Raw genomic sequence first — 14,439 nt, 5'->3', positions numbered from 1 at the left:
GCTTGCCGCGTGGTCGCCCGGCGAACCGAATCTCTACGCGCTCGCCATTACCGTGACGGCGGGCGGCTCCGCCGACGCGGTGCGCGGATATTTCGGCGCGCGCTCCATCGAAACGCGCACGGGCGAGGTGCTGCTGAACGGCGAGCGGCTCTACCAAAAGCTCGTCCTCAATCAGGGCTACTACCCGCGCGGGCACTACACGCCCGTCGATCCCGCGATGTACCGCAACGACGTCGAACTCATCAAGGCGCTCGGCTTCAACGGCATGCGCGTGCACCAGAAGATCGAATCGCCGCGCCTTCTGTTCTTCGCGGATTACCTCGGCCTGTTGGTCTGGGAGGAGATGCCGAGCGCGCAATACTTCACCGACGACACGATGGCAAACATCGAGCGCGAATGGCGCGAGGTCATCGCGCGCGACATCAATCACCCCTCCATCATCGCGTGGGCGCCGATGAACGAAAGCTGGGGCGCCGGCGCGTGGCCGATCCCGCTCATCTTCCGCGCGGACGCGAACGCGTTCGTGGAACACCTGTACGCGCTGACGAAATCTCTCGATCCGACGCGCCTTGTCGTCGACAACTCCGGCTACGACCACACCGACGCGACCGATATTGTGGACGTGCACCACTACCTGAAAAACACGGAACTGGCCGCGGACCTCTACACCCAGCTCGCCGATCTTTGGAGCTACGAGTACGCAATTGCGCGCCCGCTGAGGTGGCTCTTCGATCCCGGCGGCACGGTGCAAAACGTGTTCACGCGATGGTCGTCGTATCACGGCCAGCCCGTGATGATCAGCGAATACGGCGGCTTCGGCTTTTACGATACCGAGGGCGAGGAGACGCTGCTCGAAAAATTCGGCGCCTACACCGGGCAAATCCAGGCTCAACCGCACCTCGTCGGCTACGGCTACACGCAGTTCGCCGACACCTATCAGGAAGCCAACGGGCTCGTGGACGCCGACCGCAAGCCGAAGGCGGCGATCGCGGACATCCGCGCCATCAACGACGCGCGACGCTGACAAAGGCGGCCGGCCTCGCGAAACCGCCCGCCCATCGCCGCAAAGCGCCCGCGTCGATTTTCGCGCGGTTTCGTGGTATGTTTTTTTCGGAATATTTCCGTCAACCACCGGTGGACGAAATGCCCGAACCCGCAAACCCGAAACTGACGCCCGGCAAGGTCTACCGCACGCGCGACCTCGCGCGATGGAGCACGAATCCATCGCGACTTGCGGGGCGACTGGTTCGCGAGGGGAAGCTGGAACGGCTTGGGCACGGACTCTACGCGCATGAGAAGCAGAGCCGATTCGGCCTGTCGCCGCCGCGGGACGAGGAACTACTGCGCGCGTTTCTCGGCACCGACGATTTTCTTGTCACCGGGCCGGAGCGATGGAATCTGCTTCGTCTCGGAACAACCGCTTGGTTCGCCTCGCGCCTCGTTTATAACAAAAAGCGCTCCGGCCGCTTTGTCCTTGACGGTCGACCGTTCATTTTTCGCCGGGTTCTCTATCCCAGAGATCCGGCGCCGGAGTGGTTTGTCGTCGATCTATTTGAAAACGCACGCAGCGTCGGTGCGAATGAAGACGACCTGGCCAAAGCCCTTGCGCGAGCGATTCGCGAAGGCCGATTCGATTCGGAACGCCTGGCGAAATACGCGAAGGATTTCGGAGCTCGAAATACGCAACGCGTTATCGCGGAAGCCACCGTGAAAGCACGATCTCATGACATTTCCGCATCAGCACACTGACTTCGAAATTCTCGTCATGCACATCGCGAGATCGCGCGCGCTGTCGAACGGATTGATCGAGAAGGATTATTGGATCACGCACACGCTTTGGGCGCTTCATCGGACCGATCTCGATATCTGGTTCAAAGGCGGCACGTCGCTTTCCAAGGCTTATCACCTCATCGAACGGTTTTCGGAGGACGTTGACCTTCGCATGGAACCGGGTCGCGCCGGCGTGCCTCCCGTCCCGTCGTGGAAAAGCACGAATCCCGGCCGCATTGCGGCCAGACGCGGATTCTACGAGGCGCTTGAAAACGTCATGGCCGTGCCCGATGCGAGTGTCGCCTTGATGCCTGATTCGATCGACAAGGATGCTCGCGGCGCGGTGTACCACGTCGAATATCCCGGACAATTTCAGCGCGACCTCGGCGACCTGTCGCCCTATGTCATGCTCGAAGTTGGCGCCGCGCGCGTCACGCCGTTTGTTCGGTGCACGATCAGCTCATTCGTTCACGACGAACTGATGCGACTCGGGCAACTCGACGATTTCATCGACAATCGCCCCGTGGACGTCCGTTGCGTGCATCCGCTCGTCACACTCATCGAAAAGCTCGATGCTGTTTCCCGGCGATTTCGCCGCGAACCGATGGACCCCGCGTCGTTTATTCGCCACTACGAAGACGCGGCGTCGATCATCCTTAATTACCCCGACCTCCCGCCGCTTGACGAAAGCGCTTCGGCCCTCATTGACGATCTCTTGCGCGAGAAGCAGATCCGATGGCGGCCGGACGCCAACGATGCCGCGTTCAATCTCCGCGCAAAGAAAAACGCCGACGTCTTCGCGGCCTACGACGCGATCGCCCCGATGTATTGGGGCAAGCGCATTCCGCTTGCGCGATGTTGCGCGCTGATTCGGGAGTGGCTTAAAACGAACGCGTGATCGCTGATGACTGCGATCGCGCTTTCTCCGGAGCGCCCCATGGACGACGTCATCATCGAGGAACCCCCGCTGCATCACATCCACCGGATGTGCGCTCAGGGTCTGAATTCGCCGTTCTCGAAATTCCGCCTGAACGCGGAGATCGGCGCGGACGAGGTCGCGGGCACGCCGTTCCTTCGCAACGCCCGGACGTTTCTTTCTCTTTTGCTCGAGGCGGGAGGAACGCCCGCGACGGCGACCGGGAACCTCAACCGCAAGTTCGTGCGCGAGCTGTTCGAACGCATGGATCTTGATGCGAGGTACAGGGAGGACGTCTACTTCCACAACAAGGTGATCAACGAACCGGATGTGTGGCCGCTGCACATCGTCCGCGTCGTGTGCGATGTCGCGGGGCTTTGCCGCAAATACAAAAAGCGTTTTCAGGTGACGAAATTGGCGCGCGGTCTTTTGGCGGACGATGCGGCCGGCCGGCTCTATTGGCTCCTTTTCGAAACCTATTTCGAGCAATTCGATACAGGGTACGTCGCCCGGCACGAAGGAGGGGATGCCGTTCAAACGTATTTCCCTTACAGCCTCTTTCGCCTGCGCGGCCTTGCGCCCGGCGCGGAAATGGACATTCGCGCCGTGCCCTATTTCATCCTGCCCGCGGCCGTCGCCGTGCGCCTCGACGCGGAACATCCCTCCCCTTACGTCACGGCCGAACACTACGTCTATTCGCGAGTTCTGGCGCCGCTCGCCGAATTCGGGTTGCTGGAGATCATGCACGGGAAGCATCCCGAGTACGACTGGGAGACCGAGCGCGCGATTCGCAAGACGCCTTTGTTCGATCGCTTCGTCAAACTCGCAAACGAATAGTTCGCGGCATCTTCAGCAACCGCACCCGCCATCGTCGTCATCGTCGCCTGAATCGACCGGCGCGGTGTCATCATCGTCCGTCGCGGCGGCGTCGTCATCATCCGTGCCGGCGTCGTCATCCGACGCGTCGTCGTCGGATGTATCGTCATCCGCCGCGTCATCGTCATCCGTCGCGTCGTCGTCGTCATCGTCATCCGTTTCGTCGGCCGGCCAGAACGGCTCGTTCGCGTTGCCGGGATCGATGAGGTCAAAGTAGCGCCCCATCCAGTACGCGAGCATGTAGTCCACGCCCGGATAAACCTCGGTGCCCGGCCCGCCGGCGCAGTCCAGGTTGTACGGCGTCTTCTGCCACATGAACGACGCCGGGCAGCGATACATCACCGGGCGCGGATCGGCGGTCTGGTACTCGATGTCGATCAGGTCGCGGATGCCGAGCTGGTCGATGAGGTCCGACAGGAACACGCTGACCGGATCGAGCGGCCAGTCCGGAATGTCGAACGAGATGTCGCGCACGGGCGGGTCCTGAAATTCCGCGATCTGAACCTGCATGTCCGCAAGCGTCTCGTCATAGTCGCGGCACTCGCCCGCGCGCTCGCAATTAGCCAGATAAATGGCGTCGAAAAACACGTTGTGCGTATGCTTGACGAGATCGAACACCATGTCGTGGTACGCCGCCAGATAGTGCGCGCGGCGCTCGGGGCTCGTCTCGTTGCGCCACAGCGTGAAGTGGTTCATGTGGTTGAGATTGAAGCCATAGTACTGCTGATATTTGTTGAACCACGAAAAATTGTAGAGCTTGTACGCGTCCTTGTTCGCCTCGTACTCGTCCAGATACAGCGTGCGCATCTCGTCGGTTCCGACGATCCGCACTGCCGCCGCGAGCCACGCCAGGCGATGCGGCGGCTGCACCTTCGGCGCCGCGTCGGTGCGCTTGCCGTCCTCGCCGAGGATCACCCAATTCTGATCGGCCAGCGTCAGCAGGACTTCCTCGATGTCATCGCGGATGATCTGCCGCGTCGGTTCGTCGTCGATGAGGTCGTACGCGAGCGCCATGCCGAAAAACCAGCCCGTGTACTGATCGCGGCTTGTGTTGTTGATCCAGAAATATCCCGCCCAGTCGCCCGTGCCCGCCACGTAGCGGTCGTGGCCGATGTAGCCCGCGTTCCACGGCGCGGTGTCCGGCGCGGCGCCGCGCGCGATGAAGCCCGTCGTCTGCGTGATCTTCAGATGCGTATCGAGGCCTTCCACCGTGCGGATCGCGTTGGCCTTCGCTTCGGAATCGCCCGTTACGGCGTAGCGAAGCGCCTCGGCCGCGAGGTACGCGCCCGTCCAGATCGTCGAGTCCGACAGCGAGTAGCGCACGGGCGTGAAGGTCTCCGGCGAATCAAAATGCACGTAGCCGATGCCGCCGAGCGGGCTGAAGTTGTACTGGTTCGCGAACGCGTCGTGCGCGAGCGCGCGGTCCTCCAATTCGTCTGCGTGCGCGAGCCCCGCGACGCCTATTGCCAACGCCAAAACCATCGCTGCATTTTTCATCGGTCGCCAACCCTCTCACCGTTTCGCCCGTTCGATCATCGGCCTTCGAACGAGCCGGTTCAATCCCCCGAGGCGCGGCGTTGAGGCCCTCGCCTGTTTCCTGCTACGTTCGCGCGAAATCCACCGCATCCGCGAGGCTTGATTGCGCCTGACGATCCGATCGCTCGCCGTTCTTTTCGCGCTGGCCCTGATCGCGATGCTGCACGCGTGCGACGGCTGCGAGGACGGCGACGAGGACGACGCGGACGACTGCTCCGACATCGTTGCCGAGCCCATCACCGACTGCGAAAGCATCTGCAACGAAGACACCTGCGCGATCGTGCAGCAATGCGATGACTACATCCAGGGCGGCGCGCCCGAGAACTGCGTCAGCGAGTGCCTGAAAGGGTGCGCGAAGGGTTGCGTGCCGGTCGGCGCCGCCGAGTGCATCGACGGGTTCACCGACTGCGAAGCGCTGATCGCCTGCCTGGAACCGTCGTTCACGCTGTGACGGGCGCGCGGCGAGGATCGCTCGTCCTTTTTGCCGTCCTGCTTTCTTGCGCAAACGCGCTTGCGCAATCCGACGCGACCGGTTCGATTGAAGGACTCGTGCTCGTGAAGGGCGAACGCACGCCCGTCGCCGGCGCGACCGTTCGCGTTGACGGCATCGAGGAGACGCAGGCCACCGACACCGGCGGACGCTTTCGTTTCGACGCCGTCGCACCCGGCGAGCGGCGCGTAACCGTCGAGGGCGATTTCATCGAGACGCTCGCGGCGACGGTATCGGTCGCGGCGGGTCAGACTACAACCGTGGATCTCTACGCATTCGCCGCGCCGTTTCTGCTCGACGAGGTCGTGGTGGAATCCGAGCGCGAGCCGGCCGACATGACGCGGCGCAAGATTACGAAGGACGAACTCGACGGTATCCCCGGCGCGAACGCCGACGTTTTCCGCGTGGTGAAGAATCTGCCGGGCGTCGCCATGAGCGGCATCCCGACGCAGTACGGGGCCGAGGGATTGGTGATCCGCGGGACGGGGCCGGAGGACAGCAAGTATTTTTTCAACGGCTTTGAGATCCCGCAGCTTTTCCATTTCGGCGCGCTCGTCTCGCTTATCAACGCGGAACTTGTCGAGGACATCGCCTACCTGCCCGGGGGATTCGGCGTGAACCGGGGTGATTCGATCGGCGGCTACGTGGAGGTGACGAGCCGCGCTCCGCGCAACGACCGCCTGGGCGGCGCGGTCGATCTTTCGACCTACTCCGCGTTCGTGCTTGTCGAAGGCCCGTTCAACGCGCGCGCGTCCGGCGCGGCGGCCGTGCGGCGCAGCACGATCGACTATATCCTTCCCGAAATCGTGCCCGAAGAGGAGGCGGCCTTCACGATCTCGCCGCGCTTTTACGACTACACCGCGCTTTCGCAATGGCGGTTAAACAGCGCCAACCGCCTCTCGCTTGTCGCGCTCGGCAGCCACGACCGCACGAAACTGCTGGCCGAGATCGACGAAAACGAACCCTTCTCGCCCGACGCTTTCGACATCGAGATCGGCTGGCACACGGCGATCCTCGATTGGGATTTCGCGCCGACCAGCCGCGTCACGCAATCGTTCGCGGCGCAGTTTCTCTATCTGGAAAACGACTTCCGATTCGGCCGCGACCAGAACGTGGAGGCGACCGTTTATTACCCCGCGTTCCTGGAGGAGATCTCCGTCGCCGCGGGCGACTGGAATACGCTGCGTTTCGGCGCGAACGGCGTGTTCGTCGTGTACGACACGTCCGGCGTGCTGCCGCTCATCCCCAAGGAGGGCGACCCCGCGATGTCCTGGACCAACGCCGACGCCACGCGCTTTTCGGACAATTCGCGCACGCTCGGCCTCGACGGTTGGGTGGACGACGTGATGGAGCCGGCCGACTGGCTGCGCCTCGTGCCCGGCGTGCGCGTCAATCATCTGGACCTGACAGGGGAAACCACGCTCGACCCCCGGCTTTCCGCGCGGTTTTTCCCGACCGAAAAAAGCGCGATCAAAACATCTGCGGGCGTGTATCACCAGTGGCCCGACCGCGACGAGATGCTTCCAAATCTCGGCAACGACGACCTCGGCGCGGAGGCCGCCTACGAGACGGGCGCGGGGTTCGAATACGACTTTGGACAGGGCTATGAGATCGACGCGCAGGGATACTACAAGCGGCTCGACAACGTCATCGCCCGCACCGGCCCGGACGCGGACGTGCCGTACGAAAACTCGGGGCGCGGGTACGTTTGGGGCGCGGAGATTCTCGCGCGAAAGCGCCTGACCGACCGCCTGTTCGGCTGGATGGCGTACACGTATTCGGTCAGCCGCCGCAAGGATGCGCCGGACGCCGAATGGCGCTATTTCGACGAAGACCAGACGCACAACGCCATCGCTCTCGCGAGCTACACGTTCGGCCAACGCAAGCTATGGAAGCTCGGCGGGCGATTCCAGTTCGCGACGGGCAAGCCGTACACGCCGATCGAATCCGCGGTGTATAACGCCGAGACCGACAGCTACCTCGCGATCTATTCCGAGGACATCAATTCGCGGCGCGAGCGGGCGTTTCATCAGCTCGACGTGCGCGTCGACAAGCGGTGGATCTTCAACACGTGGACCCTGAACGCGTATCTCGATCTGCAAAACGTCTACTGGCAGAGATATCCCGTCGGATACCGGTACAATTTCGACTACTCCGAACGCCGGGCGGTGTCGTACCCGACGTTCATCCCGTCGTTCGGAATGACGGCGAGGTTTTGATGGATCGCCAAATGCGGAACACCGAGCGCACGGAGGACACACGGAGAGCACGGAGTTTTGACAGACGCCGCAAGATGAAGTCGCGAACGGAGCCGCGCAGGTGAATAAGCGGCCTCCCCGTACGCCAGACGAGATTGCCACTCGCAAGACTCTTCCGGAGCCGCGATGAAACGCATATCCATCGCCATCGCAAAAGCCCTCGCCCTGCTCGCCTTCTTCGCCGCCCTGCCCGCGTGCGAAGAGCCGTTCGATCCGCCAAGCGTCATCCAGTCGCGGCGCGTCCTTGCGATCACCGCCGATCCGCTCGAAGCCGCGCCGGGCGAAACCTTCGCCTTTCGCGCCGTGGTGGCCAACGGCGACGGCTCGCTTTACGACGGCCCCGTCGTGTGGGCGATCGCCGGCGGCGACGCGCTGCGTCTTGCGGGCGATCTCGCGGCGGCCGAAGAGCCCGTGCGCCTGGCCGCGTCCGAGCCGTTTTTCTGGACGGCGCCGGATGCGGGCGATCTCGCCGCGCGATACGGCGAATTCGAATCGCGCGGCCTGCTGCTGACCGCCGGCGCGACGGCGTTCGAATCCGCGAATATCTTTTCCGGCCAGGTCGCCGGTGCGCCGATCCCCGCGTTCAAGCTGCTTGTCGTTTCCGATCGCGCGCCGGACGAACGCTTTCGAAATCCCGTGCTCGCGGAAATCGTCGTCAGAGGCCCCGGCGGCGTGCCGCTCACCCCCGGCGACGACGGCGTTTACGCGACGGACGCGCGCAAGGTTATTCTGGAGGCGCGCGCCGCATCCACGACGGGACGCCTTTCCTATCACTGGTTCGCGACGGACGACGGCTTCGAGCCCCGGGACAAAAGCACGCACGCCCTGTCGCCCGGCAGGACGGGTCTTGTCCACGTCTGGTGCGTCATCCGCGCGACGCACTTTTTCGACCACGACGACGGAACGCGAACGCGCGTGGCGGGAATCGACTGGAAGCGCGTCGCGGTGCGTTTCGAATGAGTGGTCAACGTGGGCGAGATCGACGTTTTTTTTTCATTGACCCCCCGCCACGTGGGCTGCTAAGTTCGCGTCTCAACGATGCTTTTTTGAGGCGACGGGCCCGCGGTCCATTTCGGCGCCTCGGGCGCGCGCCGTTTTCCACGAGGAGATGGCGATGAAACGCGCGATTTTGATCGCTCTGGTCCTTGGGGCTTTCCTCACCTCCCCCGCCCTGGCCAAGGAAAACATGGAGATCGACAAGGGCACGATCCTCATCGGCGGAAGCTCCACCGGCGGGCTGCTCTTCGGCGACCACACGATGAAACCCGACAAGGGGGACGACGTGGACATCAGCACGACGATGTTCACCGTGCTGGGCTACGGCGGCTATTTCGTGAAGGAAGGCATCGCGATCGGGCCGATCGTCGGCATCGCGTACGGATCGGCCGAGGTCGACCAGAAGACCACGGACACGACCGTCTCGTTGACCGCTTGGGAGATCGGCGTGCAGGGCATCTACATCTACCAGATGAAAAAATCCGACCAGTGGGCGCCTTTCGGCGCGCTGGCCCTGGAATACGTCAACGGCAGCGCGGAATTCGAGACGAAGGTCGGCAGCACGAAAACCAAGACCGAAAACGACATGACGGGATGGGCGATCGCGCCTCGCGGCGGCGTCATGGTGTTTCTGCATCCGCGCTTCGCGCTCGATATGTCCGTCGTCCTCCGCTACATCTCGGGCAGCGGATCGACCGACTCGGGCGGCGCCGACGCCGACTTCGACCTGACGAGCATGAACTACGGCCTGATGGTGGGGCTCAACGGCTTCCTGATGTAGCCGACGAAAAACGCGGCCCTCAAGAATTTTCGCCGATCGGGCGATATGGTATAAACGAGCGTCTTCGTTCGGCGTTTTTGGGGCGATTTTTCCGGGCCGCTGTTTGAAAAAGGGCGACATCACCTTGCGTTTTCCATTTTGGCGATCCCCCGAGGCGATCGGCACGATCGCCTTGGCTCTTGCGATCGGCCTGTCCGCCGTCCCGGCGAGCGCCGCGTCGCTCATCCTCTACGACGCCCCTTCGGGCGACACCACCGGCGTGCGGCTAGCCAACATGCTGTTCAATTACGTGGCGCATTTCGACACGGAAATCGACCAGCTTCCCGTTGCCGACTACACCGCGGGCACGCTTTCGATTTACGACCATGCCTATTACGTCGGCACCGACTGGGGGCACGCGATCCCCGCGGATTTTTTCGCTGACCTCGTCGCCGGCGACGCGCCGGTGCTGTGGATCGGCGCGAACCTGCACGAGTTGACCGATTATCTTGCCGGCGGCTCGGGCCCGTTCGGATTCCACTACAATGCGTGGCGCGCGGGCGTGGGCTACGACAACATCACCTACGGCACGCACGTCGTCGAACGCGCCCAGGACCAGTCGTTCATCGAAGTGACGGTCGATGGAGCGGCGACGGTCCATTCATGGCTGGCCGACGGCTTCACGCTGACCGATTCCCCGCATTTCGTTTGCGGCGCGAATCTGTGTTTTCTCGCCGAGACGCCGATGTATTTCATCGGCGTGGACGCGCGCATGAACGTGCTCGCCGACCTGCTGCACGAGTTCACCGGCTCGGATCATCCGGTCACGAAACGCGCGCTCGTGCGTTTTGAGGATCTGTCGCCGTACAACAACGATCCGGCACTGATGGTGGCGTTCGCGGATCTGCTCACGGCGCGCGGCGTTCCGTATTCGATCGGCGTGATTCCGATCTTCCGCGACCCCGACGGCGAGATCGCGGCGGCAGGCACGGAGATGGAGCTGACCGACGATCCGGCGTTCGTCGCGGCGCTTTCGTACATGATCGCGCAGGGCGCGACGCTGGTTCAGCACGGCAGTTCGCATCAATACGACGGGCTGACGGGCTGGGACTGGGAGTTTTCGCTCGGTTACGCCGGCGAGCCCGTGCCGGAGGACGCCGCCGCGTGGGCTGAGGCGAAGATCGACGAGGCGCTCGTGTCGTTCGCGAACGCCGGCTTGACGCCCGCGATCTGGGAGACGCCGCACTATTCCGCGTCGCATGGCGACTACGCGACCTTCGCGGCCTATTACGACCGCTGCTACGAACGCCCTTCGATTTTCCCCGTGCCGGTGGATAACGGGCCGATCTACGCCACGGACCTTGGGCCGGGGGGGATGATCGTCCCCTTCCCGATTCAGACGAGCACGCTCGGCATGGCGGTCGTTCCCGAAACGATGGGGTATCTCGCGGATGTCGATGGCGCGAGGCCGGCGGATCTCCTGACGATCGCCGACGAGGTGGCCATCATCCGAGACGGCGTGCCGTCGTTTTTCTTCCACCACACGGTCGCGTCCACGGCGGAAGTGACGGCGGTGGTCGACGGCCTTCTCGCGCGCGGATACGAATTCACGAGCCCCGGCGTGGTGCTTGGCGATCCGACGACGACCACCACGACGTCGACCACCACGACGACCTCGACCTCGACGTCGACCACCACGACGACTGCACCAACAACCACCACGACGACCTCGACGTCGACTACCACGACGACTGCACCGACAACCACCACGACGACATCGACATCGACCACGACGACGACGGCACCGACAACCACCACAACAACGTCGACAACCACGACAACGGTCGCAACGACGACCTCGACCGCCGGCACGACGACCACGACTGGCGGAACCACGACGACGACAACAGGCTCAACGACCACGACGACGGCGGGCTCGACGACAACGACCGCCGGTTCGACGACCACGACGACGGCGGGTTCGACGACCACGACCGCCGGTTCGACAACCACGACGACGGCATCGACCACAACCACGACGACGACGACCACGACGACGACCACGACGATACCGATGGACGACGATCTCGATGACGACGATGCCGGCGACGATGACACCGACGCGCTGCCCGGGGACGATGTCAGCGTCGTGGAGGACACCGGCAGCGGCGGATCGTGCTGCGGATTCTAGTCGCGTTTCGACTTGCGACGACAGAACGCAAGCGATGTCAGTGCCGCGAGCGATAGCGAGCGGTCTCCCCCGCCCCGGCACATTCGCGTCCTCCGAAGCAGGCGAGACGCCTGCGCTCCCGGCAAATCGCCATCGAAGCACGCGAAACGCCTGCGCGACCAACGGAAATGTCCTTCCGTGCGCTCCGTGTCTCCCCGTGTTCTTCGTGTACTGTCGGAAAAAACAGCGTTGATCGCGATCGGGAATTGGATCGGGAACGGATCGCGCGGCCGGACGACGGCGACTCGGCCTACCAGAAGATCTTCAGAATCGCCTTCTTGACCGTTTCGAAACTGACGTCCGCGGCAAGCAGATCCCTGGCGCCCGGTACGCGCGTTTCCGGCGCCTTTCCACGGCGCGCGCGGCGCATTTGCAAGATCTTGAGCTGCGTCCGGGCCTCGTTGTTCGTTTTGTTGAAACGGAATGCCTGCGCGAACATGAGCTGCGCTTTGTCCATGTCGCCCGCGTTTTTGAACAGCATGCCCAGGTATTGAAACGCCTTGTCGCAGCGCGGGTTGAGGTCGATCGCCTTTTCCAGATGTTCGCGCGCAAGCTGCACGCGCTCGCCTTGCGGCCGGCCGCTCGCGTGCAATGCGGACCAGCCCAAAAACGCGTGATACTCCGCTTCTTCCGGGAACATCTTCACGGCCTCGGCGAAGTTCTCGTACGCCTTCTCCCAGGCCTGCTGGCGCATCGCGAGCATGCCCGCGTTGAAGGTGCGCTCCGCCGCCAGGATGATCTGTACGCTGCGTTCCTTGCGGTCGCCCCCGGCGCGCAACCGCGCCTCGTACGCCGCGCGCTTGTTGAAATCGAGCAGCGTGTCATGCGCCTCGGTCGCGCGCGCGACGATTGCGTCCGCGAGCGCCAGAATCTCGCCCGAAAAACGCGGGCGCAGGCGGTCGGAGTGCAGCTTTTTTACGAGGACGCGATACGCGTCGTCCATCGACTTGGCGTCCGCGCCGCGATCGACGCCGAGCACCTCGTAGTGCGTGATCCTTGGAAGCTTCAGGTAGAACGCCAGGATCTCGTCGAGCAGCCCGCGATCGTCCGGCGCGGCGCGCTTGCGCTCGCGTTCGACGTAGGCCGTCAACTCGCTTTCGTCGCGATCCTCGGGCGCGAACCGTTCGGCCGGCGCGGGACCGGGCGGTGCCTCGCGCGCGCCGTCCGCGTCGTCTTCCGCGAGGCCGCCGGTCTCGAAGTCCGCAAGCTCGATCTCGAGCGCGGCCTCGTCATCGGCATCCTCGACAGCGCCGCCCCTTGCCACGGCGGGCGCTTTCTCGCGGATGGCCTCACGCGCCACGCGATCCGGGCTGGGCTGGGCGGAACGCAATTCGTCCGCCGACTCCTTCATCGTACCCGGATCGACCTTCGCGAATTGCTCCAGCACAAGCAATGTGTAGAACGCGAAGAACGTGCGCGCCGAATCGAGCGGGCTTTCGCCAAGGACCTTCGCGACCGTGCGCTTGCCGTCGGCGAGGCGAAGGATCGCCGCGGCGTCCCCGGGCAGGCGCAATTCGTCAAACGCCACCGGCGGCGATGGATTCCGCAAAAGCACAAAATCCTTCATCTCCGCGGCGACCTCGCGGATGCTCGCGGGATCGTAGTGCCGCTCGATGCCCTCGAGGATGATCGCGGGCGGCCATTGCTCGAACGCGGTGTGCGTTTCCTCCAGGCGATCGGCAAGCTCGATCGTATAGGCGCCGTCAAACCAGGAAAACAGCGCCAGCATCTTTTCGTGCGTCTGCAATTTCAGCGCGTTGTAAACCTGCGCCGGCGTGAGCGCGCCGATGTCCACGAGCGCGCCGCCCATCATCTGGCCCTCGGCGACGCTCGCAAGCGAAGCAAGATACGCGTCCTCGTCGATGAGCCCCTGCATGCGCAGGATCTGGCCGAGCGTCTCGTCGCGCTGGTCGCTTTGCACGTGCATCGGCAGGCCCTCGCGCACGAAGACGCGCTTGACGGCGTTACCGCGCGTGAACGTGACGATGCCCGTCGCGCGCGCGAAGAACATCGCGGCGACGACCTCCGGCACGCTTGCCTCTCCGAGATCGCCGGACATCGGAACGAGGAGACTCGATTCCGGCTCCGGCTCCGGGCCGGGCGATTCGGCGGGAGACGGCGACGACGACTCGCGGATTTCAAGCGGCTCAACCATCGGCGCACCATCGTCCGACGTTCCCGGCGCGAGGTTTTCGAGAACGGTCGCGAGCGCGCCATGCAGCACATCCTCGCTAAACGGCTCGGCCAGAAACGCGTCGGCCTTCCAGCGCGCGCGGGCCACGTCGTCCACCTGCATCGTCCGGAATATGGAACTGGTCAGGATGATGCGGCAGCGCTCGCCATTCGGCGTCTTCCGCAAACGCACGGCCAGCTCGGAGCCGGGGACGCGCGGAAGCGTCAGCGCGACGAGGCAGACGTCCGGGTGCGTTTCGGCGAATCGCCGCTCGGCGTCGTTGGCGCCGGCCGCGAGCGTCACCTCGTGCCCCGCGGCCGCCAGATGCGCGCGCAGCCATTCGCGCTTTTTCTCGTGGTGATCGACAACGAGAATCCGCGCGCGGCGCGCACCTTCGGGGGGCATGTGTCGAATGGGTTCGACCATAAAAATAA

At 63.8% G+C, this 14,439-nt stretch carries 11 protein-coding genes; 9 read left to right on the top strand and 2 right to left on the bottom strand.

All coding sequences use genetic code 11. The features are described from left to right. The 4 genes from K8I61_19175 to K8I61_19160 form a co-directional block, all read left to right on the top strand. Window positions 1-1,024 (top strand): glycoside hydrolase family 2 (locus K8I61_19175; protein MBZ0274170.1); only part of this gene is annotated, 1,024 nt, incomplete at its 5' end. Between the two features lie 119 nt (window positions 1,025-1,143). Then, window positions 1,144-1,749 carry a type IV toxin-antitoxin system AbiEi family antitoxin domain-containing protein gene (locus tag K8I61_19170; protein ID MBZ0274169.1) on the top strand — a complete coding sequence of 202 codons (606 nt, stop codon included), beginning with the start codon at window positions 1,144-1,146 and terminating at the stop codon, window positions 1,747-1,749. Then, window positions 1,724-2,668: a nucleotidyl transferase AbiEii/AbiGii toxin family protein gene (locus K8I61_19165; protein MBZ0274168.1), complete on the top strand. Its 945-nt coding sequence runs from the start codon at window positions 1,724-1,726 to the stop codon at window positions 2,666-2,668. The genes K8I61_19170 and K8I61_19165 overlap by 26 nt, the downstream gene beginning before the upstream one ends. Before the next feature lie 39 nt (window positions 2,669-2,707). Continuing rightward, window positions 2,708-3,523: a hypothetical protein gene (locus K8I61_19160; GenBank protein MBZ0274167.1), complete on the top strand. Its 816-nt coding sequence runs from the start codon at window positions 2,708-2,710 to the stop codon at window positions 3,521-3,523. A gap of 12 nt (window positions 3,524-3,535) precedes the next feature. Here K8I61_19160 and K8I61_19155 read toward each other — a convergent pair whose 3' ends face one another. After that, on the bottom strand, window positions 3,536-5,059 hold the full coding sequence (locus tag K8I61_19155) for a hypothetical protein (GenBank protein ID MBZ0274166.1): 1,524 nt from the start codon (window positions 5,057-5,059) through the stop codon (window positions 3,536-3,538). Window positions 5,060-5,201: 142 nt separating this feature from the next. On the opposite strand from K8I61_19155, the gene K8I61_19150 reads away from it, so the two are divergent. The 5 genes from K8I61_19150 (at window position 5,202) to K8I61_19130 (ending at window position 11,793) form a co-directional block, all read left to right on the top strand. Then, window positions 5,202-5,549 (top strand): hypothetical protein, encoded by a 348-nt coding sequence (locus K8I61_19150; GenBank protein ID MBZ0274165.1) that lies wholly within the window; start codon window positions 5,202-5,204, stop codon window positions 5,547-5,549. Next, window positions 5,546-7,807 carry a TonB-dependent receptor gene (locus K8I61_19145; protein MBZ0274164.1) on the top strand — a complete coding sequence of 754 codons (2,262 nt, stop codon included), beginning with the start codon at window positions 5,546-5,548 and terminating at the stop codon, window positions 7,805-7,807. The genes K8I61_19150 and K8I61_19145 overlap by 4 nt, the downstream gene beginning before the upstream one ends. A gap of 165 nt (window positions 7,808-7,972) precedes the next feature. Further along, entirely contained in the window at window positions 7,973-8,806 is an 834-nt protein-coding gene (locus K8I61_19140; GenBank protein ID MBZ0274163.1) for a hypothetical protein, read from the top strand. A gap of 154 nt (window positions 8,807-8,960) precedes the next feature. Continuing rightward, window positions 8,961-9,623 (top strand): hypothetical protein, encoded by a 663-nt coding sequence (locus tag K8I61_19135; protein ID MBZ0274162.1) that lies wholly within the window; start codon window positions 8,961-8,963, stop codon window positions 9,621-9,623. A 124-nt stretch (window positions 9,624-9,747) separates the two neighbouring features. Next, window positions 9,748-11,793 (top strand): DUF2334 domain-containing protein, encoded by a 2,046-nt coding sequence (locus K8I61_19130; GenBank protein ID MBZ0274161.1) that lies wholly within the window; start codon window positions 9,748-9,750, stop codon window positions 11,791-11,793. A 289-nt stretch (window positions 11,794-12,082) separates the two neighbouring features. Here K8I61_19130 and K8I61_19125 read toward each other — a convergent pair. Further along, window positions 12,083-14,439: response regulator (locus K8I61_19125; protein ID MBZ0274160.1), on the bottom strand; the 2,357-nt coding region annotated here is incomplete at its 5' end.

The organism is bacterium, from assembly GCA_019912885.1.
Lineage (GTDB): Bacteria > Lernaellota > Lernaellaia > JACKCT01 > JACKCT01 > JAIOHV01.
The sequence above is the reverse complement of the archived record's forward strand: the minus strand, read 5'-3'. Positions and strand labels throughout refer to the sequence as shown.